Below are 25,203 nucleotides of genomic sequence, written 5' to 3'. Positions count from 1 at the left end.
AAAACCTCACTGAAAATTTCAATGAGGTTTAGTATGAAAGGATTTTTTAGATTTAATTATGATTTTTCACCACAACCCAGCCGGTAAATGTTCTGCCGTCCGGTATGGTAATTACGTACCAGTAACTTGCGGTTGGAAGCACTCTTCCTTTTATCATTCCGTCCCAATAGAACTGTGTATTTGAATTCTGTTCAAAAATCAGCATCTGATAACGGTCGAAGATTTTAAGGTTAGACATTTTTGTTCCGAATACCTGAAGATCTTTAATTACCCAATGGTCATTAAGTCCGTCACCGTTTGGTGTAATTGCATTGGTAATATCCAGTACCAAACCGTCTTTTTTCACAATACAGTCGCTGTCGGCAAATCTCACATAGAATGTGGTAATTCCTGTCGGTAAATTATTGAAACTGTTGCTTGCCTGCCAGTTGATACCGTCTATAGAATATAATATTGTTTTTGAGCCTGTAGCATAAATCATCACATTATTACCGCTAAACTGAATGCTTGTAATAACAGGAACTTCATAATGTTTGATTTCGAAAGTCTTGGTGTAAGAACATCCGTTATCTGCCGTCACGGTTAATGAATAAGTTCCTACCGTGTTAATTCCTGTAATTGTATTGGTGGTAGAGATGGTCTGCCCTGCAGGATTAGTCCACTGATAGCTTACAATCGTGTAATTGGTAATGTTTACAGTATAACTGCTCAATGAGCCTTCCGGACAGAAATACAATGTCGGGATATCGAAAATAGGCGTTTTCTTCAGTGAAAGCTGAATCTGCACGAGATTGGAACAGGAACCCGGAACGCTTACTTTCACATAAATGGTACTGGAACCTGAAACCTGATTATAAAGATACGCTGAAGGATTGGCAATGGCATTGGTTCCCGCATTAAGATCTGCTAATGAAGCATAATACGTAAAGGTAACGTTTGCGCCATTGTAAATCTGTGTCTGAAACTGGGTTAGATTGACCGTCTCAGATCCGTCATTTCCGATATCACAGGTTGCTAAAGGGAAAGGTCCGTTGTTCAGCAGGGTTACTTTATTTCCGTAAGTGAAAGTTATGGTTGCAATATCGTTACAGCCCGGAATATTCTGCACATTCACCCACATCTGTGCAGGGAAAGGATTGGCTGTAAAGTTAGAAGGATTGGCAATAGGATTGGTTCCGTTCTGCGCATCCAGAAGTGTAAGATAGAAGGTAAATGTATTTGCAGGATTCGGTGCATCAACCATTAAATTGGTAAAATTCAAAAGGTTCACTTCATAACCTCCGTCGAGATTTTCATCACAAACTGAAATGGTAGAATTGATGGCTTTCGGAGGGAAATACGTATTCAGCTCAATTGACGCTACGGAATAGCATCCCGTTGTATTCACCTGAAATCTTGCCCAGACCTGAACGGTAGATATATTGGTTGTAACGGTATTTCCGATCTGGTTGGCAGGGTTTCCTGCATTGGCTTCCGCCTGTGTATTATAATAAGTAACGGTGATATTCGATAAAGGATAGGTGTTCTGAGCCGGAATAAACATCTGAGAAGTAGCATCACTCAACTGGAAAGTTTCACTTAAATTAAAATCTTCATCACATTTATTTAATACCGCATTGTTCAGAACTACAGGAGGTAAGAATGACATCTGAATGGTTAATTTAACGGCTGAAAAACAATCGTTGTTATTAAATTTAACCTTTACATAAACTGTTGCAGTTCCTCCGGTAACCACAAACTGGGTAGGGTTTGTAATTTCATTGGTGAAAATGTGTGTCACCGGATCATAGTTCAGATAATACGTGAAATTCACATTGGAACTTGTTGTAATCTGGCTTTGTGCCTGTGTAAGATCATAGATTTCCGTATTGTCATTATTGTTGTCACAAATATTGGTCAGGTTAACCGTTACCTGAGGATTTACGGCAGGTGTAGAAGTTAATCCTACGGTGAAAGGATAAATCTGCTCACAGTTATACGAGTTGATTTTCACAAAAAACTGCTGTGTTCCGGTAAAGGTAACGTTATTCACAGGATTGTTTCCACTTGCAGCGTCCGCAGCAGTAAGGTAGAAAGTTACCGCAGCATTCTGGCTTCCGATCATCGCAGATGAAAATTGTGATAATTGTACATTTTCTGTATTATCATTATTAAAATCACAAACCGTAAAACTGGACTGTTCAATCACCGGATGAACCAAATTGATCGTGATAGGTCTTATGGTATAACACGAATCTGAAATTTCGAAACGTACATAATACGTCTGCGTAACAAAGTTTCCGTTGGTCGTGATGATCTGATTCGGGCTTATAGGATTTATTCCGAAACTTGCATCGGGATAATTTGAATAAAACTCTACCACAGGAACTGTTGCCGGAGAAACCAGCATTCCGCTTGAAAGGGTATTTAAATTGATACTGATGTCATCCGTTCCGTTAAAGCAGATGTATTCTGTTTTAGAATTCACCACAATTTTATTAAACGTAACATTCAGATTTACGGTAGCAACCGCAATACATCCGTTCGGAATCTGAACTCTGATAAAAATGGTATAAGTTCCTTCATGCACGGTACTTAAAACACCTCCCGAACCTGTAAGTGCCTCATTGTAGGTGGCGTATGCGGTAAAAACAGCTCCCGGTTGTGATGAAATCAGCGGTCCGAAAGTTAAAGGAAAATCAAAAGGCTCTGCATCATCATTGTTGATATCACACGTTGAGTAGTTATAGTTAATCGGAGAATTGAGATTAACTCCCGGTTTGAACTGGAAAGTGACCGGACCTAAAACATAGGTACAGTTTCCTTTCTGCAATCTTACCCAAACCGTTGTTCCTGCCGTTACATTGATGGTGCTGATTGCATTGGTGTTGTTCTGAGCATTTGCCTGTGTTGCAAAATAAGAAATTCCTGTAGTTCCGGGTGGGAAAAGTTCAGGATCCAGAAACGATAAATTATAGTTCGCTTCTACTCCATCGTTATTGGTATCACAAATCTCAACTGTATTTTTGAGTAAGCTTTTCGTCTGTAAATTTAACGTTAAAACAGCAACCCGGTAACAGCCAGGAACATTGGGATTCTGAATTCTTACATATAAAACCGTACTTGCTGTTAAGGTATAGTTATTGGGAAGCGGACTGACGTTATTTTGGGCATTCTGTAAGCTTGTATGAAAGCTGAATACAAAATTCGCCGGATTCTGTGTGGTTACATTTCCCTGAAAACTACTTAAAGTAAGGTTTACGGGATTGTTTCCGCAATAATCCTGAGTGAAATTTTTTGCCGCCGGATACGTAGGATCAAATGTTAAAGGAAAATCATCTATTAAAGTTATGGTACTGGTTCCGCAGGTATTAAATACCGCAGTTGCCGTATACACTTCATTCTGGGTAGGGCAAATTGTTGCCTGAATTCCTGTAGCAACCGTCTGTCCTGCAGAATTCGTCCACGTTACATCCGGTTGAATGGCATTTCCAAGCGGATTAAATCTATATCCTTCCTGCAAAGCCTGCCAAACGCCCGTATTTCTGTTGGGAGGAGAAACACCGAGTGTTCCGTCTGCATTAATTACGCCTATTAAAGCATTTTCAAATTTTCTTGTCGGACACGGCGTTGGTTTTTTATCCACGAAAACCTCAATCACATTTGTAGTTTCATGCAGAACAATCTGTGAGGAAGCTCTTTCTGTACATCCTGCAATTCTTCCTTCATAAAAACTGATTACGAATTTTCTGTAAGGAGCCGTTCCGATGGTGGAATAATATATTTCGGAGGGATCATTTGCCGAAAAAACCATGTCGTTGTACACTCCGAAAATAGAATTTTTGGGAAGACTGACATTGGGATTCTGCCACTGAATATTGGGATAGTTAATGTTTCCCAACTGGCTCAGATCAAAAGTAACCATTCCGTTCGAGCCGACAACCAAGGCATTGAAATTCTGATTATAAAAACAGAACTGAAAAGGCAGATCCAGTTTGGTAGGAAAAGCATCATCATAATTAGCATTAAGCGGAGTTCCCTGATTCAAAGCAACGGGAGGGGCAAAAGCCTGTGAAACGACTTCATAATTTGTGGTCTGCTTAATGACAGAATACTCCACATGAAGATCAATACAGCCGTTTGCATTAAGACCATTGGTACAGGTAACATTAAAGCTCTCGTTGCCGACTGCGTCTTTGATGATGATATTTCCGGGAGTTTGGGCAAGCCCGAAAACACTCATCCATACAAGGATAAATTGTAAAGGTTTTATCATAATCAAGTTTTCTTTTAATCACTATTTATTGATAAATTTACCATTTTTTATGACACAATTACCAATTGTAAACAATTATTTACATGGTATTCATAACAAATTTTTAAATAAGTTCAGAATATAATAATTTACAATATAAATATAGACAAAAAAAACCTTGCCTGAACAGCAAGGTTTACAATTATTTGATACTGAGTTGATATTACGTTAAAACATCGTCATTTTCCTCTTCATGATCGTCGTCATTATCGCTTAGACTCCAGTAGTTATTTTCTTCATCTTCACTCCCGATTTCTTCCATTTCATCATCATCTTCCACTCCGGGAATATCCAATCCTTTATCCAGTTTGTCATCATCATTTTTTTCATTAAAAATTGGTTTTCCGTTTCCGTCTAAGGAAATATGCTCTTCCTGATTAAAAATATCTTCACTGGATTTATACTCTCGCTGTTCCAGTCTTCTTTCCTGTTCCTGTTCGCTGTTTTCGGGTATCATAATGCTATTTTTTTGGTGTTACTTATTATTAAACAAAAATAGTTCCAAGATATTAACCGTAAATTTCCGGATTTACACAGGCAGGCATTTTTTCTCCTTTCGAAAATGCGATAAGATTTTCAGCCGCCAGTTTTGACATACCGTTTCTTGCTTCTTCCGTTGCAGAGCCAATGTGAGGAAGCACACAAACGTTAGAAAGTTCTAAAATAGGATCGTCTTTAAAAATAGGTTCAGGATTAGTAACATCCAGTCCCGCTCCCCAGATTTTGTGCCCTGAAAGCGCATCGTAAAGATCTTTCTGATGATGAAAGCCTCCTCTTGCGGTATTGATGAAGATTGAATTCTTCTTCATTTTATCGAAAACAGAAGCATTAAAAAGCTCTTTCTGCTCTGTTTTGAAATTGGCATGAATGCTCAGAACATCGGCTCGTTCAATAAGCTCATCAAAAGAAACATATTGGGCTCCCAAATTCTTTTCCGCCTCTTCATTGCGGTGACGATTATGATAAATAATATCCATCTCAAAAGCAGCTTTGGATTTTTTTGCCATTTCGTACCCAATTCTTCCGAGACCAAAAATACCGAGCGTTTTTCCGTATAGTTCCTGACCTAAAGCGTGGAGAGGATCAAAATCTCCCCAGTTTCCGGATTTTACTTTTTCAAAATTATAACTTGCTCTTCTTGCAACCGACTGCATCAGTAAAAAGGCAACATCTGAAGTGGCTTTGCTTAACACATCGGGCGTATTTCCGACCGGAATTTTTCTTGCACTTGCCTCCTTAATATCAACATGATCAAAACCTACGGAATACAAAGCGATCGCCTTAATATTCGGGCATTCGTTGAAAAAGTCTTTATCGAATTTAAACTCTCCTCCCACGCTTAAAATGGCATCATTGCTTTTGCAGTAACTCAGCCATTCTTCATGTGAGAGATTTTCATGTTCAGGAATGAATATTTCAAGACCTGCGTTTTTAAGAAGTCTCATTCCTGCTTCAGGAATTCTTTTGTTGATGAATATTTTCATATTTTTTTGTGATGGTTAAATGATTTCTTCAAGTAAAAAACCTCACTTTTCGCAAGCAAGGTTTTTCAACTTTAATATTAAAAATATACTTTAAATTTATTTTTTCTAAGATTCGGATGCCAGTTCTTCTATTTCTTCCCAGATTTCCAGTGCAGATCTTCTTACTTTTCTTTTCGGTTCCGACTTTTTAGCTTTGAAATCCTTTATCTGAAGATTATTTTCGGATTCTTTTTTATCCGGATTATCTTCTGCTCTGTTTCGGAAATTCATTTTAAAACTGTTCTGAATATTACTGAAATCTTGTAATATTTTAAATCTTTTGGTATTCATCATATTAAGATTTTAGTTAATTAGACAATTATGTATATTCAATTTTCGTTCCGAAACGTTATGTAATATTTGTTTTTTTAGTTGATTTTAATAACAGATGATTATAAATCGAAGATTTAAAGTTTAATAATAAGACTTAAAATTATAATATATAAGTCAGTAATAAAGTTTGCTTACAAAAAAAGATACTACCTTTTAAGACAGTATCTTTTCTTATTCTCATTGTCCGGTTAATTAATTGTGATTATACTCGTAATTAGTCGTATAAGTCCCCGTTAATGTATTATTATTGTCATAGCTTTTTAGGACACTCTGTGTAGGAAAATTATTAGAGTTATACTGATAAGTTTGCGTGAATATATCAGAACTTACACCACTTGACCCACTTCCTGTAGTAGTATTGACTAATTTGTAAGACAGTACATTATGTTCAGATGATTGATCTACCTGATAATAAATCTGAATATTCCTTAAACCTGTAACATTTTTGAAAGGATTGTTTTTATTATCATAAACAATAGGTTGCAGATTACCTGTTCCACTTTCAACCACAGTTCCGTTTTGTGTTGCTTGTATCGTTTGGGTATAGCTTTTTACAGATCCGTCAGTATTTAAATAGGCGTCTCTGGTATATGTTTTTACATAATTTCCACTTGTGTGTTTTTCTATTATGGTAACATGATCGGCCGATAAATAATTAAACGTTGTAACTGTACTGTTCGAACCCGAAGTATCCTCCGCTTTTATTAAACGATTAGAACTGTCGTAAGTGAAGGTCTCTGTAGAAGGTAATCCGCCGGATGAGATGGTAGCGATTTTTGTAATCAAATCACCTGTATAAGTAAAGTTACTTATATCTCCGTCAACTAAACCTTTTTCCTGTATCATTTTTGAACCATTGTATGTATAAACATAGGTTTCACCATTATCCATCATTTTGGTAAGAAGAATCGGGGTTGAATCTACAGGATCTACAGTATTTGAATCATTAGAGCATGATATTGCAAGCAATGCAACAGACAGAAGCATAATTTTTGTTCTCATGGAGTTTTTTTTTAAAAATTTCGGCTAAAATAGTTTTTTTTAATTGTCTTTTTGATATTTTTTTTGAAAGATTTCTAAGAAGCTGTAGCTGATTACGAAACACACACTGTAATAAAAATCTTCCTTATGTGATAATTATAAAATTTTATTTTCTGAACGTTGACTTATACCATTTTTTATCCTAAAATAAAGCTTTTAATCAAAATTCATTTTTTTTGAAATTTCTAACATTTAAAAAGTTTCAGGGCGTCTGAAATTAGTCTGGAAATTTATTGATTAGTTTTCCCCAACATCGGAACAAATTTATAAGCCCCGAATTCCTCTTTTTCAAATTCAGTCTGCGAGATTTTTGTAAATCTGTATAAAACCTGCTCATCGGTTGGCCCGAGAGGAATGACCATTTTTCCTCCGACTTTAAGCTGTTTCAGAAGTTCGGTTGGCAAAACGGAAGCGCCGCAGGTCACGATAATTTTATCAAACGGAGCAAAAGTAGGAAGTCCGGCAAAGCCATCCCCAAAACTCTGAAATTTTGGATATAAATTCATTTCACGGAGTTTCTTTTTGGAAAAATCGAAAAGATCTTTTTGTCGCTCAACCGTGTAAACATGGGCTTTCATTGCCATTAAAACGGCGGTCTGATAACCACAACCGGTTCCTATTTCCAACACTTTTTCTCCTTCTTTCACCTGCAGAAGTTCAGACTGCTCGGCAACAGTTGAAGGATGCGAAATCGTCTGATGCGCAAGAATAGGAAAAGCACGGTCTTGGTAGGCAAAATCTTCGAAAATACTTTCAATAAAAAGGTGTCTCGGAATTTCATTCATCGCTGAAAGTACGTTTTCATCCGAAATTCCGATTCTGTTTCGGAGATATTCCACTAAAATCTTTCTTTTTCCTTTATGTACAAACGAATCTTGCGCCATTATAGATAGTAGTTATTAGGTTGCAGGTAACAGTTCGCACAAAAATATGAAATTTTGTCGGGGGTTAAAAACTGTTGCATACAGTTTTTAATTTTCTGATAGGGGTCTACGTACAACCAACAACAAATTGTTATATTTACAGAAATTTAATACAGCTATGTTGAAAGCAGGTTTGGTAGGAGCCGGACATTTAGGAAAAATACATTTACGACTTTTAAATCAGTCAGATAAATACGAATTCATCGGTTTCCACGATAGAGACGCAGAAAACGGAAAAAAACTGGAAGCAGAATTCGGGTATAGATATTTTGAGAATTTTGAGGAATTGCTGGAGCAGATTGATATGCTGGATATTGTAACGCCAACTATTTATCATTACGATTACGCGCTAAAAGCAATTGAAAAAGGTCTGCACTTTTTCATTGAAAAACCTGTAACCCAAACTCTTGAACAGGCGGAAGAAATTCTTCAAAAATGTCAGGAAAAAGGTATCAAAGCTCAGGTAGGACACGTTGAAAGGTACAATCCTGCGTTTATTGCAACGAAAGAGTACATTAAGAATCCAATGTTTATCGAGATTCACCGGTTAGCAGAATTCAATCCGCGCGGAACAGATGTTTCTGTAGTTCTGGATCTGATGATTCATGATCTGGATATTTTATTAAGCATTGCTAAATCTAAGGTTAAAAATATTCACGCAAGCGGCGTTTGTGTGGTTAGCAAAACACCGGATATTGCGAATGCGAGAATTGAATTTGAAAACGGCTGTGTTGCAAATTTAACGACTTCCAGAATTTCGATGAAAGCAATGCGAAAGAGCCGTTTCTTCCAGAAAGATGCTTATATTTCCGTTGATTTTCTTGAGAAAAAAGCGGAAGTGATCCGCATGAAAGATGCTCCTGAAAACCCTACTCCATTCGATATGATTATTGAAAACGCAGAGGGAGAGAAAAATCAGATTTTATTTGAATATCCGAATATTCAGCCGAATAATGCCATTCTGGATGAGCTGAATTCTTTTGCAGATTCTATTACTGAAGACAAACACGTAGAAGTCTCTATTGAAGACGGAACGGAAGCGCTGAAAGTGGCTTTGGAGATTATGAAACTGATTTCTTAATCTCCAAGGTATTATACAGATAAAAGAATTATTTCATATATGAAAAAGGGAATAATCTTAACTTTTAGCTTTTTAATCTTAATTTTTTTTGGATTTTACAGCTATAAAAATAATTATTTTATTCCTGAAAGTCAAGAGAGCATTGACCAAAGACGAATAAAAATTTTTGAAAAAACAATAAAAGAATTTAAAAATTCCAAATCTGGAAGAATTGATTTGACAAGCACAATAAATCTTCGTTGGAGAATTAAAGATTTTAAAGCCAGTGAAAATGACATTGAATATTGTGAAAACGAATCTCAAAATGTAAAATACATCTGTGAAATTAATAACGAAGCTTGGTATGGCTCAGAAACAAAAACAGAATTACCAAAAAACGAATTAAAGTCTCTTGCGATTTTCATTGATGGGAAATATATTAAATTAGATGTATCACAAATGTTTAATCCAAATTTTAGTGGAGAATTAAATAAAAGTCAATTTCAAATTAAAAAATTTAAACATTATTATTTACTCTTTGGCTTTTTCTCTGATGGCGCAGGAACATACACCGCTCATTGGAAAATTCAGAATGAAAAAACTGAGAGAATAAAAATATCTAATAATGATGAAGACTTTCAATGGCAAAATTTTAAATAAAACTTATTAAAAACGGGCTAAAAACCCGTTTTTTTTGTTTTCAATTGGCAATAACCAAACTTAATCCATTTCATCGAAACAATACTAATTTTCTCATTCATCCCGATCCCGATTTGCACCACACAATATTCGTAATCATGATTATTTTTTCAATTCAATTTCTGTTTTTAATATTATTCAACATATTTTAAATATATTTGCCATTATTCAACAATAATTTCTTTATAACAATCCCTTAACAATTCAATAATTAAAATCACTATGAAAAGAGCCATCCTATTATCCGCTTTTTTATTGTCTCAATTTGGGACATCACAACTTTTAAAAACACAAGGTGAAAAAATTATTAATGATAAAGGTGAAAATATTCAGTTGCGAGGTCTTGGCTTGGGAGGATGGATGCTTCAGGAAGGATATATGCTGAAAACGGCTGACTTTGCAGGTCCGCAATACAAAATCAAGGAGAAAATTGCTGAACTGATTGGTGAAGACGGAATGAATGAGTTTTATAAGGCTTATCTGAAAAACGGAATTACCAGACAGGACATTGATTTTCTGAAAAAAGCAGGATTTAATTCGATCAGACTTCCAATGCATTATAATCTTTACACTCTACCGATTGAAAAAGAATCTAAAAAAGGAGAAAATACATGGCTGGAAGAAGGTTTTAAAATGACTGATGATCTTCTGAAATGGTGCGCTGATAATAAAATTTACCTGATTCTCGATCTTCACGCAGCACCGGGCGGACAGGGAAATGATGTGAATATTTCTGATAACGACAAATCGAAACCTTCTCTTTGGGAAAGTGAAGAAAATCAGAAAAAAACCATCGCATTATGGAAGAAATTAGCTGAAAGATACAAAGATTCTCCATGGCTTGGCGGTTATGATCTGATTAACGAACCGAATATCAATTTTACAGGAAAAAATATAAACGGAACGGATGAAATGTCGAATGCTCCGCTTTGGAAACTTCAGAAAGAAATTACGGAAGCGATCCGTACTGTTGATAAAAAACACATCATTATTATCGAAGGAAACGGCTGGGGAAATAATTATAACGGTTTAAAGCCGCTTTGGGACAATAATATGGTCTTCAGTTTTCATAAATACTGGAATAATAATGATGACGCTACGCTGAAATTTGCGCTGGATTTAAGAGAGAAACACAAAATCCCGATCTGGCTGGGCGAAACAGGCGAAAATTCGAATGTATGGTTTACAGAGCTTATTCAGCTTTTGGATAAACACAACATCGGTTACGCATTCTGGCCGATGAAAAAGATAGACAATATCGCAGGAATTACCAACGTAAAAATTACTCCGGAATATCAGGAATTATTGGATTACTGGAAGAACGGAGGTGAAAAACCATCTAAAGAATTTGCCAAGAAAGCTTTGATGCAGATCGCCGAAAACTACAAATTCAGCAATGTGGAAGTTAAAAACGATGTGATTGATGCGATGTTCAGGCAGACAAAAGACGGTTCCACAAAACCTTTCAAGAATCTTCAGGCTCCGGGAAAAATATTTGCAACCGATTATGATCTGGGAAGAATGGGTTCTGCTTATTCGGATAAAGATTTCATTAATCTTTGGGTAAGTGATCCCGCAAAAAGATCGGAATGGAATTCAGGAAATCAACTGAGAAATGACGGTGTTGATATTTACAGAACAAAAGACAATGAATATTACGTCGGAAAAACGGAAAGCGGAGAATGGCTTCAGTATACCATCAACTCAAAAGCAGATAAAACGTATACTTTCGACATAAAATATGCGAGTGAAAACGATGTGAAAATACGGATTGAGGATGCTTCCGGAAAAAAATTAGCTTCAGTTTCATTAGCTTCAACAGGCGGAAATGAAATTTGGAAAACGGCTTCTGCAAAAGGAATCCATCTTAAAAAAGGAGAAAATAAAATCAGAATTTATTTCGAAAATGATGGGGTCAATCTGAATTATTTTGAAGTGAGATAAAGAAAAAATCATAAATTGCAAATCCCTTTTAGTTTCTAAGAGGGATTTATTTTTAAAACTATTTTAAATTTTATTTTAACCGCAAAAGAAGGAAATTTTTAACACTTTAGTTATTTTAAGTTCAATACTTAAATAAAAAAAAGAACACATAAGTTTAAAAATCAAAGATTTTTATCCTTTACAAACTTCTGATCAACTAAAAAGTATTTAAACATTACAGAATTTCTTTTGCTTCTTTTGCGGTTAATAAAAATATGATTAAACAAATATTATGAAAAAAATCACCTTATTATTTCTTTTGATTTCGGCATTTGTTTTTGCCCAGAAATCTTCTTTAGACACGCAAATCAACTCCATTATTAAAAATAAGAAAGCAACGGTCGGAATTTCCGTTCTGGGATTCGAAAACGGCTTTACCTACAACAAAAATGCAGACAAAAAACTTCCGATGCAGAGTGTTTTCAAGTTTCACATTGCCATTGCGGTTTTAGATTATGCAGATAAAGGAAAACTTTCTTTGGATCAAAAAGTTACCCTTAACCAATCGAATTTACATGAAAACACATGGTCGCCTCTTCGCGAAAAATATCCAAATGGCGGTACTGTTCCTCTAAGTGAAGTTATTGAATACACCGTTGCTAAAAGTGACAATAACGGCTGTGATATTCTTTTAAAATTATTAGGCGGAACGCAGGTTGTTCAGAAATTTATGAATGCTAAAGGGGTGAAAAACTTTCAGACCAAATACAATGAAGAAGCGATGCATAAAGACTGGAATGCACAGTATGAAAATTATAGTACAACGAATTCCGCGGTTGATGTGCTGAAAAAGTTTTATGACGGAAAATTATTATCAAAAAAATCGACCGATTATCTGATGAAAGTAATGCTCTCCACTTCCACAGGAACAAATAAATTAATTGAACAGCTTCCGAAAGATACGCCTATCGCAAGAAAAACGGGATCTTCCGGCAAGAATAATGCAGGTTTAACGGGTGCTGAAAATGAAATTGCGATCATCACTTTACCGAATGGCAAGCATTATGCAATAGCTGTATTTGTCAGTAACTCAACGGAAACAGCCGAAGTGAACTGTAGAATGATTTCAGACATTTCAAAAACAGTCTGGGATTATTTTAATAAGTAAAAATTTAAGCTTAATTTTAAAACCATTAAAAATGAAAAAAATAGTATTAATCATCGGGTTATTCACTTCCGCAGTATTTTTTGCACAGAAAAGCGAAAATTATCTGCAGGTAGGCTATCACAGCATTTGCTGCGGTACACCTTCGGCTAAACCTGTGATGGATTTTATTAATCAGTTTCAGAAAAAAAACAAAATAAAAAATTTCGAAGTGTACAAACAAAGCGGTTTGGGAAGAGAAGGTGAATTTAACATTTACATTGGAACAGATACATTCTCCAGAACCCAGAAAACCAAATTTGTAGAAGGACTGAAAGCTGCCATCAATACTCAGAATCAGATGAAAAGACCCAACAGAGACGGGAATGTAAGTTTTGACGAAACGATGACGGTAAAAAAAGCAGATCTTTCCAATGCACGAAATTTAACTTTAATCAACAGCAAATAATTAAAACTTAAATAAGGAAAAATGATCAAAAACATTGTAGTTATCGGAGCCGGAACCATGGGAAATGGTATTGCGCACACATTTGCACAAAGCGGTTTTAAAGTAAATCTTGTAGATGTTTCTCAGGAAGCTTTAGACAGAGGTCTTAAAACCATTACCACCAATCTCGACAGAATAATTGCAAAGGGAAACCTTACCGAAGAACAAAAAGCAGAAACTTTAGGGAACATCACCACATTTACAGCACTTCAGGATGCAGTTGGATCTGCCGATCTTATTGTGGAAGCTGCTACTGAAAATCAGGAATTAAAACTGAAGATTTTCGGACAGATGGATGAATTTGCTCCTGAAAACTGTATTTTGGCAACCAATACTTCGTCTATTTCGATCACTAAAATTGCTGCGGCTACCAAAAGAGCCGACAAGGTAATCGGAATGCACTTTATGAATCCGGTTCCCATTATGAAACTGGTTGAAATCATTAAAGGCTACTCCACTTCCAAAGAAACTTTCGATGCGATCTATGAAATGAGCAAAACGTTAGGAAAAGTTCCTGTAGAAGTAAACGATTATCCGGGATTTGTTGCCAACAGAATTTTAATGCCGATGATCAACGAATCTATCGAGACATTGTACAACGGAGTTGCAGGTGTTGAGGAAATCGATACGGTAATGAAACTGGGAATGGCGCATCCGATGGGACCGCTTCAGCTTGCCGATTTTATTGGTCTTGATGTTTGTTTAGCGATCTTAAACGTAATGTACGACGGCTTCAAAAATCCTAAATATGCTCCGAATCCATTGTTGGTAAACATGGTAATGGCAGGGAAATTAGGCGTAAAATCAGGCGAAGGTTTCTATGATTACTCCGAAAGCAAAAAAGCGGAAAAAGTAGCGAAAATGTTTTCTAAATAATTTTTAAGTTGTGACTTATAAGTTATAAATTTAGACTCTAAATCTGCAATCTATAACCTAATAACTGCAACCTTGATAAAATTTAAAGAAAAAAATATTCAGATATCAATGGTCATCATTACTTTAGTGATGACCATTTTGCGTTTTCTGCTTAATGAAAAAGGGCGTGTAAATCCGGATTCCATCCGTTATATGAGATTTGCGCACGTTTTCCCGACGATCGACAATACCACGACTCCTTTAGGATATCCTTTAGCAATAAAATTTTTTACGTTTTTCGGGTTTGATGAATTCTGGGGAAGTAAAATCGTAGGAATTTCCGCATTTTTCTTCATTCTTTTTTTCACCTGGAAAAAGAAATTTTTCTTTAGAGAATCCGTTGTTTTATGTGCTTTATTCAGCTTTTTGTCTATTTTCTCCTACACCATGAGCGAACCGCTGATTTTGCCGTTCGTTGTTTTATTTTTATATATTTCAACATTAATTATTGAAGGAAAACTAGAAAAAGGAAAAGCTGTTTTTTATCTTTCGTTAAGCCTTATTGCATTGTATAACATAAGATACAGCGCTCTTTTCATCATGGGCGGAACCGGACTTTTCGGATTGATTTTCTGGAAAAGAAAATATTCGGGAATATTTATTATTTCAGGACTCATCGGAGGAATTTTTGTGGGTCTGTATAAATTTCTTTTTATCGATTACTTTAACGAAAACTATGTCAGTCAGTTTCTGGAAATCGGTCTACATCCTACCTCTAAACTTCTTGCTGAATTGTTTCAGGGATTGTGTACCACTTTCAACCCATTTATTCACATTGCAGATCCGGGAGGCGGAATGATCAATTATGCGATCTACGGAATCGGCTTTTTAAATATTCTTCTGATTGTATTTTTTTTTATTAAATATAAACTTTCAGAAACCGAGGCGTTTTATATTTTCGTGAGTGTTTTCGGGATAATCTGCTCGTATTTTATTCAGTATTTTTATTCTGTAAATGCGATCGATTACAGATTAATGGCTCCTTTCAGTCTTCCGGTCTGGCTGGTTTATTTCAGGAAATTATTCATGATTTTTGAAGTTAAAACATACGCTTTAGGCTTTTTAAGTCTGCTTTCCGGAATGTTATTTACATGGCTTTCCAAAGGCAATTATCTTGAAAACAGAAAAGAAATGAGACAGTTTCTGCAATCTGAAAAAATGGAGAAGATTCCGCTGAAGTTTTATCTTGAAACAGCAGAAGATCTTGACAAAATACAGGTTGCCGAACTGATGAGTACCATCAACCCGAATGTTACGTTAACTTTTAAACCGAAAGATACGCTTCAGAAAACAACGTTAACAAGGTATAAAGTTTTGCAAAAAATAAAGATTGACAAGAACAAATACCAATAATTTTATTATCTTTGATTTAAAGTTAAAACATTAAAAAAATGAAATTACCAAAGTTTTTATTAGCAGATAATTCGGAATTTCCAGAAGATTTATTCGTGGTTCATACAGAATATCCAAGATTTATCTTAAACGTTGAGGAAGAAGAAGTTGAGTGGCTGGATGATCTGGAAGGTGACGACGAAGAAACAATGGCAGACGAGGCTACAAAAGTAGTAGAAGCTGCGTTTAAATGGTGTGATGAAGAGTTGGCTAAGTACGACGAAGAAGAGGAAGATTAATAACAATTTAAACATAAAAAAGGAACTCGATTGAGTTCCTTTTTATTTTATTCAGCTTTATTGAATTTTAAAAGTAAAAGATTGTCCTGATACAATTCCAGAACATTTCCGGTTACTACATATTTATTGGCTTTTCCTACCATATCCATAAAGTTTTTTTCTACACTCATGTTATCGCACGCCATTCTTGTAGAACCTAAAGCTCCCGCAGAAAAATTTCCCATAGAAGGATCTACTTTTGCCGTTCCGAAGTAATTGTTGCATCCCGCATTACCGCTGATTTTTTCTCCCTCAATATTCAGGGTGGGAATTTTACCTTTCACATTATCAGCCAAAGCCCATTTTGTACCCGCAAGAGAAGGCTGCGCTTTTCCTACTTTGGAAGCAGAAGAGCTCGACATTGTTCCACATGAAACCAAAACTGCAGCAGTACATATACTTAAAAAAAGATTCTTCATTGTTTACTTTTTGATTTAAACCAAATTTACGGAATTATTATTATTTAAACGGGTTTCGGAAGATTTTATTATTCTTTAACACTTCAGATAAAATTGTAATTGAATATGATTTATCCTAATTTAACCTGAGTTCGGGATAAGTATTAAACGCAAGGTTAAACAAAGAGATTCAATTATCAGGAATTCAGCTTTTAAGATATACAAAGGCGTAAAACTTATCAAAGTAATACCATTTTTGTCTTTTTTAAATAAACGAAGTGCCTTTGTTTACCTTACAAACTTTCAATAAGTAAAAAAATCTTTTGTTTTTCTTTGCGATAAAATAATACAACGCTATAAATCAATTATTTAAAACTTTTCTTATCCCGAACTGAGGTTAATTTAATAAAACATTCAATCTTTAAATTGCTGTCAATTTTAATTTTGTCCATAAAAAAAACGGACAAATGTCCGTTTATATTGTATTCGAAAGATAATTTTTTTAACCTCTTAATTCTGCATTGAATTCTTTCTGAAAAGATTTGATTAATGAATCCATTACCGCAGTAATTTCTTTTTCTTCCAATGTTTTCTCCTCGTTTAAAAGTTCGAAACTCATTGCATAAGATTTCTTGCCTTCCGGAAGATTTTTACCTTCGTAAACGTCAAATAAATTAATATTTTTCAGGTACGGAGATTTATTTTTCTTTGCAGTCTGATAAAGATCTTCGTAATTCACGTTCTTATCAATCAGTAAAGCAAGGTCTCTTCTGATTTTATTGAATTTAGGAATATCTTTGAATTTCAATTGATTTTCAGAACGTAATTTCTGCGCAAATTCAAGTTCGATTTCAGCGTAGAAACATTCCTGCTCAATATCGAAATCTTTCAGCATCTGAGGAGCTACTTTCCCGATCCTTACCAAAGCTTTTCCGTCCGCTTCATACGCCAAAGCATCAGAAAATCTTTCATCAGACAAAGCCACTTCTTTATAATCAACTGCTAATCTTTCCAGTAAAACTTTTACATAAGCTTTCAGATTATAGAAGCTTGTCGCAGATTTCGGCTGCAGCCAGTTTTCTGCAACGTCTCTTCCGGAAACAAGGATAGCCAATTGCTTTCTCTCCTCGTATTGATCTCTCTTATGATAAATTTTCCCGAATTCGAAGAATTTTATATCCTGATTTTTTCTGTTGATATTGTAAATTGCATTCTGCAAAAGCCCTTCCAGTAAAGACTTTCTCATAAATGCCAAATCGTTGCTTAAAGGATTTAATAATTTTACAGCATCCGTTTCATCTTTCAGCGAAGTCAATGAATTGTTCATTACTTCATTGAAACCTAATCCCTGTAACGTTCTTGCCCAGTTATTTTCAAGTTCATCCTGATCCTGTGCAGCCAGTTTTACCGGCGTAAACGAAATTTTCTGAGGAGCATCGATCTTATTGTATCCGTAGATTCTTAAAATCTCCTCGATCACGTCAATTTCTCTGGTAACATCTGCTCTGTACGCAGGTACAGAAATTTCATACCCGTTCTGAATTTCATTTAAAACCTGAATTTCAAGGGCTTTTAAAATTTCTTTTACTTTTTCTCTGTGAATTTTGGTTCCTAAAATCTGCTCGATTTTTGAAAATCTGATGATGACATACTGATCTTCAATTTTCTTAGGATACTGTTCCAGCAATTCTCCCACAAGTTTTCCTTCAGTAAGTTCCTGAATTAATTTAATAGCGTGCGTAATTGCTGTTCTTGTAATATTAGGATCTACTCCTCTCTCGAATCTGAAAGAAGCATCGGTATTCAATCCATGGAATTTTGCTCCTTTTCTCACCGCAACCGGATTGAAATAAGCACTTTCCAAAAAGATGGTAGTTGTTTCAGCAGAAACACCGGAATTAGCACCTCCGAAAACTCCGGCAATGCACATCGGTGTATCTTTTCCATCTTTGATGATGATTTCAGAACCGTTCAAAGTTCTTTCAACGCCGTCTAAAGTCGTGAATTTTGTTCCTTCTTTTACTGTCCCTACTTTTACTTTTTTATCTGCAATTTTATCTGCATCAAATGCATGAAGCGGCTGTCCGTAACCGTGAAGAATATAGTTGGTAATATCTACAACATTGTTGATCGGGCTTAATCCGATGGCTTTCAGTCTTTCTTTCAGCCAAGCCGGAGAATCTGCCACTTTTACGTTTTCGATTACCGCTCCGATGTATCTCGGACACAGTTCTGCATCTTCCACTTCTAATGTAAAATCGTGAGAGCCTTCGTTGTTCAGTGCAACAGAAGATACTTTTTCGAACTCAGATTTCTGCTTGTTTGTGGAAAGATAAGCATGAAGATCTCTTGCAACACCGTAATGAGACATTGCGTCGGTTCTGTTCGGCGTTAAACCGATTTCCAGAACTTCATCGTTTGTTATTTCAAAATAATCTGCGAAATTTTTTCCGACTTCAAACTTTTCTTCATCCAAAACCATAATGCCGCCGTGATCGTCGCTAAGACCCAATTCGTCTTCTGCACAGATCATTCCCTGAGAAACCTCTCCCCGGATTTTTGCTTCTTTGATCTCAAAAAAGTTTCCGGTTTTATCATAGATTTTTGTTCCGACAACTGCAACAGGAACGGTTTGTCCTGCTTCCACATTGGGAGCTCCGCAAACGATGTTTAAAATCTTTCCGTTTCCTACTTCTACGGTTGTCTTTTTTAATTTGTCTGCATTCGGATGTTTCTCGCAGGTTAAAACTTTACCTACAACTATTCCTTCCAGGCTTCCTTTTATGCTTTCAAATTTTTCTATCCCTTCAACTTCAAGTCCTATATCTGTAAGGAACTCACCGATTCTTTCAGTTTTCAGGTCCGTTTTGATATAATCTTTAAGCCAGTTGTTTGATATTTTCATCTGATAATTTATTATTTTTCAAGGTTAAAAGAAACCTTGCTTATTTTGAAAATTTTACTTGAATTTTTCGCGTTACAAATATCGTGTTTTTTTAAGAAACAGAGAAATGTGAGAGAAACTTTAAGAGTTATTTAGCAGCTTTCTTTTTCCTGCCGGAGCAGCAAGGCATTGTCATTACGAAGAGCGAAGCGACGGGGCAGTCTAAAAAACCTTCTTTTTAACGCAAAAGATCGCTAAGAAAAGAATTGTTAAATTTCGAATATTTTTGTTCGCTAAGGCGTTCTACTCAGCAAGTGACAGCAGAATTTAAATCTGTTATTACTGTTTCTAAAACTAAGCCTCGATTTCTACTTGTAGATGTATTCCATAGATTACTTCTTCTCTTTGTTCATTGCAAAACGGCGGACTGCAATTCTAGCCCCGATTGAAGCTTTGTTTGAGCTCATTTACTTAGGAATCGGCTGCGGCAGCGAAGCTGCCGCAGCCGATTCCTAAGTAAATAGCGAGTGCGGAAAGCGGGAAACAGCTCCTAAAAAATAAGAGGTTCTGAAAAAATCAAAACCTCTTATCCTATTTTATTTACGTTAAAATTACAATCCGATGACCGGCATTGATAACATTAAAATACTTTCGTTTTCTTCAAGACCATCAAGAGGTTCGATAATTCCCGGTCTGTTTGGCTGAGACATTTTCATCGTAATATCGTCTGAACCAAGAATCGTTAACATTTCCGTTAAGAATTTAGAGCTGAAGCCGATGTTGATGTCTTCTCCGTTGTAATCGCAAGGAATCTGCATATCTGCTTTGTTTGCGTACTCCGTATCTTCTGCGTGAAGGTGAAGTATGTTTGCAGAAAGCTTAAATCTTACCTGATTGGTGGATTTATTAGACATGATGGAAGCTCTTTTAATCGCTCCTAACAAAAGATTTCTGTTGATGGTTAATACATTCGGGTTCTCTTTTGGAATTACCGCTGTATAATTAGGATATTTTCCGTCGATTAATCTACAGATCCAAACGTGCTTTCCAAAAGTGAATTTTGCCATATTCTCGTTGAATTCGATCGTTACGTCTTCATTGGAACTCGCTAAAATATTTTTGAAAATGTTTAAAGGCTTTTTAGGCATGATGAATTCCATAGGTTCGGCATTCATCAGATCTTTTCTTTTGTATACTACCAATCTGTGAGAATCTGTAGAAACGAAGTTGGTTTCATTTTCTCCAAACTGGAACAGTACTCCCGTCATTACCGGACGAAGAGAATCGTTACTTGTGGCGAAAAGCGTATTGGTAAGGGCTTCAGATAAAACTCCTGCAGGCATGGTAACACTTTGTGCGGCATCAAATTCCGGCAATTCCGGATAATCGTCTGCGTTATCCAATGCTACGGCGAAGTTATCTTTTTCATCTAAAATCTCAAGCTGACTTCCTGTTCCTTCCGCATTGTCCTTCACAACCAACGTAAGAGGCTGTTCTCCATAAGTCTTGATGAAGTCCTGAAAAATCTTTGCAGGAACGGCAAATTTACCCGTATCATCAGACTTTGCCTCAAGAGAAGTTACAAGAGTCGTTTCGCCGTCAGATGCGGTAATGGTAACCTGAGTTCCGTCTAATTCAAAAAGATAGTTTTCTAAAATCGGTCTCGACTGAGAGCTTGATATTACGCCACTTACAGTTTGCAAAGCCTTCTGTAGTTCACCACTTGAAATAATAAATTTCATAGATTTAAAAATAAATTTTTACAAATATAATAAATAGAAAACAGAATGAAAAGAATAATTCTGAGAGTTATTAACATCCATCAAAATAATTTCACAACTTCTCCTGCTCTGCTTTTTGATGCCCGAAAACATCCTAATGCACTAAAGATAAGGATTTTCTTTTAGCAATTGACTATATTTGTAAAAAACTTTCAATATGCGAAAACCTCCTGTACATAAGAGTTTACGAAATGCTTTCCGGGGTGTTTTTCTCATGATGAAGCATGAAAGAAATTTTCAGCTTGAATTTGCCACTTTCTTTGTTAATTTGTTTCTGATTTTTTACCTAAAGCTTTCTTCTACAGATACTATTTTAATTTTAATGGTTTCCTTCGGCGTTTTAGCAACTGAAATTCTGAATACCGCTATTGAGAAAATCTGCGATTTTATTCACCCTGATTTTGATAAAAGAATTGGTTTCATCAAAGATATTTCCGCCGGAGCCGTAGTTTTGATGGCTATTTTATCGGTTATGGTTGGAATAATGGTTTACTGGAAATATGTAGAGTTCATATTCAATAATTTATAGATATTTTTCTATAATCGGAATGGCAATTTCAGCCATGATTCCATAACCTTTTTCATTGGGGTGAATGCCGTCTTCTGAAAGCAGGATTTCTTTATCCTGCAGAAAAGCAGAATGAAAATCTATATAATTCAGAGAATTTTCTCTGGCAATTTGTTTTAGAATCTGATTGTATACCAAAACCTCATCACTTGTTCTTAATTTTCCGGAGGCAGTGATAATTCCGTCTAATTTTTCAGCAATCGGAAGAATGCTTATTAAGTAAATTATTGGTGAATATTTTTCCGCTTCCTGAACCGCCTTTAATATATTTCCCCTGAACTTTTCCGGTTTTACAAGGTAATTATCTTCTTTTACAGCCAGATCGTTTGCGCCGTATCCAAGAAAAATAATATTTCCTTCATCTGAATTTCTTGCTGCCATTTCGGAAGAAATTCTTTTTACCAAACCTTCGGTTGTTTCGCCGCCGATTCCAAGGTTGAAAATAATCAGTTCTTTGCTTCCTTCATTGTATTTTTGCAGAGCATATCTTTTCAGAATGTCGACCCAGCCGCCAAAAACACCATCGTATTCTCCATAAGTAATGCTGTCGCCAAAAAATAATCCGTACATAATTTAAGCAAATGTTAATTGTTCAATTAAAAATTAATCCAAAATTAGGGTAATATTTTTATGCGATTCTATAATTTCTATTAAAATTTCAAATAGCGTTTGTCCGTTTCCATTGATTAAATCATCCAGTTTTTGCTGAATCAATGTAACGTTGAAGGGTTTTCCCTGTCGGATTTTATTTTCGTAAAATTCCTTCGTGAGATCAAAACCTAAATTTTCTTTTGATTTTTGGACATTTTTCCAGATAATTTCACCTTCATATCCATATAAAATATCATCAAAACCATCTAAAGTTCCGACTTTCCAATCCTCATCTTTCAAAAAAAGTGATGAAACTTCTTCGTAGAATGCTTCCAGATTTGAAAAATGACTGCCATTGATGACAGTCATTTTGTTTTTATGATGTTGTTTGTTCATATACTCAATATCAAAATTTTGCTTCCTTTTAAAAGCTATCCTTTTTAAAATTACAAAAAATTAATTATTTAAAGATGGGTATGAATTTTAAATCGCCTGTATATATTGTATCTGTCCCTGAAATTTTAAAACTTTCCTTATTGTTTTCGAAAAGCTGTTTGGAATAGTCTTTCTTTTGATATTTATAATATTTTTCTACGCTCTGCGGATTCGCCTTAAATACAAAACCTGTAACAGAATCAATTTTTAAGTCTGTCGTCAGCTTTCTGTTCATTTCATTGAGGATCAGAAATTCTGCTTCTGAATTAGGTTTTGGATTCAGTGCAGAGACTATAAGCTCAGAAACCGGCTCTGTTGTTACTTCTGGCTCCTGTTCTTTATAAACAATTTGTTTTTCAGGCTCTTTAAAAAACTGAAACCATGCTAAACCTGAAACTGCAGCGAGCAAAAAAACAGAAAGAATGACTGTTGCTGTTTTAAAAATATTGGACTGCTCTGTTTCCTTTTCTTTTCTGCCGGAGTTGTTGTAATAAGAAGATGAATATACGGGAATTTCACGTTCCCGAACTGATCTTGGCTGCGAAACAGAATCCAGTTCCGGTATTCCTAAGTTTCTGATGTTGTCTAAAAAAGTATTTTTATCTGCCTTGTAAGACTGCGTTATATTATTCAACATAAGACTGTCGGCCGTTTTCAATTGGTTCAGAAATTCATCAATTTTCTGAGAGAATGCATAATAAACTTCGTTTAATTTCTCTAAATTTTTCTCAGATTCTTCTATCTTTCTGCCGTTAGCAAGATGCAGTTCTTTGTTTCTTTCAATTTTAGATTTAAAATCTTCACCATTCTGTTTTCTGGAATTTTCCCATTTTATTTTTTCATTTTCAAATTCCGTAACGGTTTCCTGTATTTTACGTTTTCTTTCGTCGTTCAGTTTTTTGATTTCATTTTCAAACCCATCTTTCTGAACAAACTGAAAAATATTTTTCTGATGAACAAATTTTGCAATGTCCGAGCTTTCTGTGAAGTAAATTGTATCATATACATTCAGCAGATCAACTGCTTTTTTCAGAATGATCTGTAATGCGGAAGGATTGGTTTCACAATATACCATCAGTTGACGGTTTGTACTCTGTACGGAATCGAAGATATCTATTTTTTTCAGATTAAAATTTATTTTATCAAAATCTGCAGGTTTACCAATTGAGAAATTTTCTGAGTGATTTACCGTAAGTGTATCGTTCTGAACGTTTCTGCTGATAAGATTGGAGTGGAATTCGTTAAGACAGCGGACGGTAATATTTTCTTCTGCAATTTCGTCTGTAAACATAATACTGGAGCCTATAAAAGACCCTTCCCGCGCCGAAGTAGGTTCTTTGGCATAAGTATAAATGGTGTAGGTTATTATATAAAAACCATCTTTATATTCTTTCCGTAGAGAATACAGTTTACTGTTCGGATAAATAAGTACAGCTCCTCTTATGTCTAAAGTCTTTATTTCTACGGGTGTTCCTGCAAAAAAAGTCTGGGTAAAGCCATTGGGATTTCCAAAAGTTCCGAATGCAATTAAATTAACACTGCTCATTAATTTGTAAGACTAAATTTTATACGTTCCCAAAAAGTTCCTTCATAAGACAGCGGATAACCCACGATACTTTCATACAGCCACTCTGATAATTTCTGCGCTCTGTCTAAATTCAGAATGGTGATCTGATTGGTTTCTTCATTAAGCTCTCCCACGGTGTAGAATGTTTTTGCCAGACCATAGGTATCCATCGCAGTAGAAGTCATCGGAAGCCTTTCCTGAATAAAATCATCTAGCTCCGCCGAGGCTTCCACATTGGCTCTTCCGGATTTATCCCATTTTGAGATGACCAGAATAATATTGACGGATTTTAATTTTTTCTCATACTTTTCAAGCTTATTTAAAAAAGTATTGATTAAAATATCATCTTTATGCGCGCTTTCATAGCTTGTTACAATTATAAATGTAAGAGGAAGATTGGCAGAAAGATAGGTTTCTATGCTGCTGTGATAGCTTCCTCCCCTTTTTATTTCGTTATGATTTTCTCCTGAAGTTTCTAAAAAAGTAAGGTTAATGGGATTTATTTTCTTCGATTTATTGTTAGGTTCGAAAACAAGATCCAGTCTCGTTACCTGATCTTTTACTGTTCCTGCAGGTAAAATTCCTTTACTGATATTTTCAAAAAAATCATAAAGAAGGCTTTCTGCTTCAGCGGTATTTGGTGTCCCTATTTTGGGTCTTATAACTCCTGCTTTCGATCTGAGATAATAAAGCATGGTTGCCAAAATAACAGATTTTCCGGAAGAAGCAGTTCCGAAAAAAAACACGAAGTTGCTGTCTTTATTTTTAATTTCCGAGACATTGCCTTTTGCAATAGGAACAAAACGATCGTTCACAGCTTCTTTGTTATGGTCTAAAGACAAAGGCTTCAGTGCGTCTTCTTCATCAAAAGTCAAAGGTTTAAGAACTTCCTGATCTTTATCAAAAGACAATGGTTTCAAAGGTTCATTTTCCCATTCCATATTTT

General features: G+C 35.5%; 22 protein-coding genes. 9 read left to right on the top strand and 13 right to left on the bottom strand.

All coding sequences use genetic code 11. From position 1 onward, the window contains the following. Positions 1-52: 52 nt before the first annotated feature. The 6 genes from B0E34_RS02065 to B0E34_RS02040 form a co-directional block, all read right to left on the bottom strand. Positions 53-4,255 carry an FIDD domain-containing protein gene (locus tag B0E34_RS02065; protein ID WP_087706332.1) on the bottom strand — a complete coding sequence of 1,401 codons (4,203 nt, stop codon included), beginning with the start codon at positions 4,253-4,255 and terminating at the stop codon, positions 53-55. A 202-nt stretch (positions 4,256-4,457) separates the two neighbouring features. Continuing rightward, complete coding sequence (locus B0E34_RS02060; RefSeq protein WP_076394522.1) at positions 4,458-4,751, bottom strand: hypothetical protein; 294 nt, start codon at positions 4,749-4,751, stop codon at positions 4,458-4,460. 52 nt (positions 4,752-4,803) lie between these two features. Further along, positions 4,804-5,778: a 2-hydroxyacid dehydrogenase gene (locus B0E34_RS02055; protein ID WP_087706330.1), complete on the bottom strand. Its 975-nt coding sequence runs from the start codon at positions 5,776-5,778 to the stop codon at positions 4,804-4,806. A gap of 105 nt (positions 5,779-5,883) precedes the next feature. Beyond that, positions 5,884-6,111: a prevent-host-death protein gene (locus B0E34_RS02050; protein WP_087706328.1), complete on the bottom strand. Its 228-nt coding sequence runs from the start codon at positions 6,109-6,111 to the stop codon at positions 5,884-5,886. Positions 6,112-6,342: 231 nt separating this feature from the next. Then, positions 6,343-7,152, bottom strand: a complete 810-nt coding sequence (locus tag B0E34_RS02045) for a hypothetical protein (RefSeq protein ID WP_087706326.1) — start codon at positions 7,150-7,152, stop codon at positions 6,343-6,345. 269 nt (positions 7,153-7,421) lie between these two features. Further along, positions 7,422-8,075: a protein-L-isoaspartate(D-aspartate) O-methyltransferase gene (locus B0E34_RS02040; RefSeq protein ID WP_087706324.1), complete on the bottom strand. Its 654-nt coding sequence runs from the start codon at positions 8,073-8,075 to the stop codon at positions 7,422-7,424. Positions 8,076-8,232: 157 nt separating this feature from the next. On the opposite strand from B0E34_RS02040, the gene B0E34_RS02035 reads away from it, so the two are divergent. From B0E34_RS02035 to B0E34_RS02000, 8 genes are all read left to right on the top strand, one after another. Continuing rightward, complete coding sequence (locus tag B0E34_RS02035; RefSeq protein WP_087706322.1) at positions 8,233-9,195, top strand: Gfo/Idh/MocA family protein; 963 nt, start codon at positions 8,233-8,235, stop codon at positions 9,193-9,195. 39 nt (positions 9,196-9,234) lie between these two features. Next, positions 9,235-9,834 (top strand): hypothetical protein, encoded by a 600-nt coding sequence (locus B0E34_RS02030; protein ID WP_087706320.1) that lies wholly within the window; start codon positions 9,235-9,237, stop codon positions 9,832-9,834. A gap of 261 nt (positions 9,835-10,095) precedes the next feature. Beyond that, the gene (locus B0E34_RS02025; RefSeq protein ID WP_087706315.1) at positions 10,096-11,817 is read left to right on the top strand and encodes a cellulase family glycosylhydrolase; all 1,722 of its coding nucleotides are present in this window, start codon (positions 10,096-10,098) and stop codon (positions 11,815-11,817) included. 271 nt (positions 11,818-12,088) lie between these two features. Continuing rightward, entirely contained in the window at positions 12,089-12,964 is an 876-nt protein-coding gene (bla-A, locus tag B0E34_RS02020) for a CGA/CIA family class A beta-lactamase (RefSeq protein ID WP_087706313.1), read from the top strand. A gap of 31 nt (positions 12,965-12,995) precedes the next feature. After that, positions 12,996-13,409 (top strand): hypothetical protein, encoded by a 414-nt coding sequence (locus B0E34_RS02015; protein ID WP_087706311.1) that lies wholly within the window; start codon positions 12,996-12,998, stop codon positions 13,407-13,409. A gap of 24 nt (positions 13,410-13,433) precedes the next feature. After that, complete coding sequence (locus B0E34_RS02010) at positions 13,434-14,324, top strand: 3-hydroxybutyryl-CoA dehydrogenase (protein ID WP_175608832.1); 891 nt, start codon at positions 13,434-13,436, stop codon at positions 14,322-14,324. Between the two features lie 72 nt (positions 14,325-14,396). Next, a complete protein-coding gene (locus B0E34_RS02005) occupies positions 14,397-15,716 on the top strand; it encodes a hypothetical protein (protein WP_087706309.1) in 1,320 nt (439 codons plus the stop codon). 38 nt (positions 15,717-15,754) lie between these two features. After that, a complete protein-coding gene (locus tag B0E34_RS02000; protein WP_002977986.1) occupies positions 15,755-15,994 on the top strand; it encodes a DUF8828 family protein in 240 nt (79 codons plus the stop codon). A 47-nt stretch (positions 15,995-16,041) separates the two neighbouring features. On the opposite strand, the gene B0E34_RS01995 is transcribed toward B0E34_RS02000, so the two are convergent. The 3 genes from B0E34_RS01995 to dnaN all read right to left on the bottom strand — a co-directional run bounded on the left by B0E34_RS01995 (position 16,042) and on the right by dnaN (position 21,057). Continuing rightward, on the bottom strand, positions 16,042-16,452 hold the full coding sequence (locus B0E34_RS01995; RefSeq protein WP_087706307.1) for an META domain-containing protein: 411 nt from the start codon (positions 16,450-16,452) through the stop codon (positions 16,042-16,044). A 481-nt stretch (positions 16,453-16,933) separates the two neighbouring features. Then, positions 16,934-19,336, bottom strand: coding sequence for a phenylalanine--tRNA ligase subunit beta (gene pheT, locus B0E34_RS01990; RefSeq protein ID WP_087706305.1), 2,403 nt, complete (start codon positions 19,334-19,336; stop codon positions 16,934-16,936). Between the two features lie 590 nt (positions 19,337-19,926). Next, positions 19,927-21,057 carry a DNA polymerase III subunit beta gene (gene dnaN / locus B0E34_RS01985; protein ID WP_076394496.1) on the bottom strand — a complete coding sequence of 377 codons (1,131 nt, stop codon included), beginning with the start codon at positions 21,055-21,057 and terminating at the stop codon, positions 19,927-19,929. A gap of 196 nt (positions 21,058-21,253) precedes the next feature. Between dnaN and B0E34_RS01980 the strand changes: the two genes are divergently transcribed. Beyond that, the gene (locus B0E34_RS01980; protein WP_087706304.1) at positions 21,254-21,625 is read left to right on the top strand and encodes a diacylglycerol kinase family protein; all 372 of its coding nucleotides are present in this window, start codon (positions 21,254-21,256) and stop codon (positions 21,623-21,625) included. On the opposite strand, the gene B0E34_RS01975 is transcribed toward B0E34_RS01980, so the two are convergent. From B0E34_RS01975 to B0E34_RS01960, 4 genes are all read right to left on the bottom strand, one after another. After that, complete coding sequence (locus B0E34_RS01975; protein ID WP_087706302.1) at positions 21,620-22,234, bottom strand: SGNH/GDSL hydrolase family protein; 615 nt, start codon at positions 22,232-22,234, stop codon at positions 21,620-21,622. The two genes, B0E34_RS01980 and B0E34_RS01975, sit on opposite strands and share 6 nt — an antisense overlap. Positions 22,235-22,267: 33 nt before the next feature. Further along, the gene (locus B0E34_RS01970) at positions 22,268-22,651 is read right to left on the bottom strand and encodes a barstar family protein (RefSeq protein ID WP_087706300.1); all 384 of its coding nucleotides are present in this window, start codon (positions 22,649-22,651) and stop codon (positions 22,268-22,270) included. 64 nt (positions 22,652-22,715) lie between these two features. Then, positions 22,716-24,236, bottom strand: a complete 1,521-nt coding sequence (locus tag B0E34_RS01965; protein WP_087706298.1) for a hypothetical protein — start codon at positions 24,234-24,236, stop codon at positions 22,716-22,718. Then, on the bottom strand, positions 24,236-25,198 hold the full coding sequence (locus tag B0E34_RS01960) for a hypothetical protein (RefSeq protein ID WP_087706296.1): 963 nt from the start codon (positions 25,196-25,198) through the stop codon (positions 24,236-24,238). The genes B0E34_RS01965 and B0E34_RS01960 overlap by 1 nt, the downstream gene beginning before the upstream one ends. Positions 25,199-25,203: the final 5 nt, after the last annotated feature.

Origin of the sequence: Chryseobacterium mucoviscidosis (genome assembly GCF_002177115.1) — a bacterium.
Classification (GTDB): Bacteria; Bacteroidota; Bacteroidia; order Flavobacteriales; family Weeksellaceae; genus Chryseobacterium; species Chryseobacterium mucoviscidosis.
Note: the sequence above shows the minus strand (reverse complement) of the source record. Positions and strands in the feature narration are given on the sequence as shown.

Excerpts from the sequence above, each read along its gene's own strand:
- B0E34_RS02065 (WP_087706332.1), bottom strand. The coding sequence starts at position 4,255 with ATGATAAAACCTTTACAATTTATCCTTGTATGGATGAGTGTTTTCGGG.
- B0E34_RS02060 (WP_076394522.1), bottom strand. The coding sequence starts at position 4,751 with ATGATACCCGAAAACAGCGAACAGGAACAGGAAAGAAGACTGGAACAG.
- B0E34_RS02055 (WP_087706330.1), bottom strand. The coding sequence starts at position 5,778 with ATGAAAATATTCATCAACAAAAGAATTCCTGAAGCAGGAATGAGACTT.
- B0E34_RS02050 (WP_087706328.1), bottom strand. The coding sequence starts at position 6,111 with ATGATGAATACCAAAAGATTTAAAATATTACAAGATTTCAGTAATATT.
- B0E34_RS02045 (WP_087706326.1), bottom strand. The coding sequence starts at position 7,152 with ATGAGAACAAAAATTATGCTTCTGTCTGTTGCATTGCTTGCAATATCA.
- B0E34_RS02040 (WP_087706324.1), bottom strand. The coding sequence starts at position 8,075 with ATGGCGCAAGATTCGTTTGTACATAAAGGAAAAAGAAAGATTTTAGTG.
- B0E34_RS02035 (WP_087706322.1), top strand. The coding sequence starts at position 8,233 with ATGTTGAAAGCAGGTTTGGTAGGAGCCGGACATTTAGGAAAAATACAT.
- B0E34_RS02030 (WP_087706320.1), top strand. The coding sequence starts at position 9,235 with ATGAAAAAGGGAATAATCTTAACTTTTAGCTTTTTAATCTTAATTTTT.
- B0E34_RS02025 (WP_087706315.1), top strand. The coding sequence starts at position 10,096 with ATGAAAAGAGCCATCCTATTATCCGCTTTTTTATTGTCTCAATTTGGG.
- bla-A (WP_087706313.1), top strand. The coding sequence starts at position 12,089 with ATGAAAAAAATCACCTTATTATTTCTTTTGATTTCGGCATTTGTTTTT.
- B0E34_RS02015 (WP_087706311.1), top strand. The coding sequence starts at position 12,996 with ATGAAAAAAATAGTATTAATCATCGGGTTATTCACTTCCGCAGTATTT.
- B0E34_RS02000 (WP_002977986.1), top strand. The coding sequence starts at position 15,755 with ATGAAATTACCAAAGTTTTTATTAGCAGATAATTCGGAATTTCCAGAA.
- B0E34_RS01995 (WP_087706307.1), bottom strand. The coding sequence starts at position 16,452 with ATGAAGAATCTTTTTTTAAGTATATGTACTGCTGCAGTTTTGGTTTCA.
- pheT (WP_087706305.1), bottom strand. The coding sequence starts at position 19,336 with ATGAAAATATCAAACAACTGGCTTAAAGATTATATCAAAACGGACCTG.
- dnaN (WP_076394496.1), bottom strand. The coding sequence starts at position 21,057 with ATGAAATTTATTATTTCAAGTGGTGAACTACAGAAGGCTTTGCAAACT.
- B0E34_RS01980 (WP_087706304.1), top strand. The coding sequence starts at position 21,254 with ATGCGAAAACCTCCTGTACATAAGAGTTTACGAAATGCTTTCCGGGGT.
- B0E34_RS01975 (WP_087706302.1), bottom strand. The coding sequence starts at position 22,234 with ATGTACGGATTATTTTTTGGCGACAGCATTACTTATGGAGAATACGAT.
- B0E34_RS01970 (WP_087706300.1), bottom strand. The coding sequence starts at position 22,651 with ATGAACAAACAACATCATAAAAACAAAATGACTGTCATCAATGGCAGT.
- B0E34_RS01965 (WP_087706298.1), bottom strand. The coding sequence starts at position 24,236 with ATGAGCAGTGTTAATTTAATTGCATTCGGAACTTTTGGAAATCCCAAT.
- B0E34_RS01960 (WP_087706296.1), bottom strand. The coding sequence starts at position 25,198 with ATGGAATGGGAAAATGAACCTTTGAAACCATTGTCTTTTGATAAAGAT.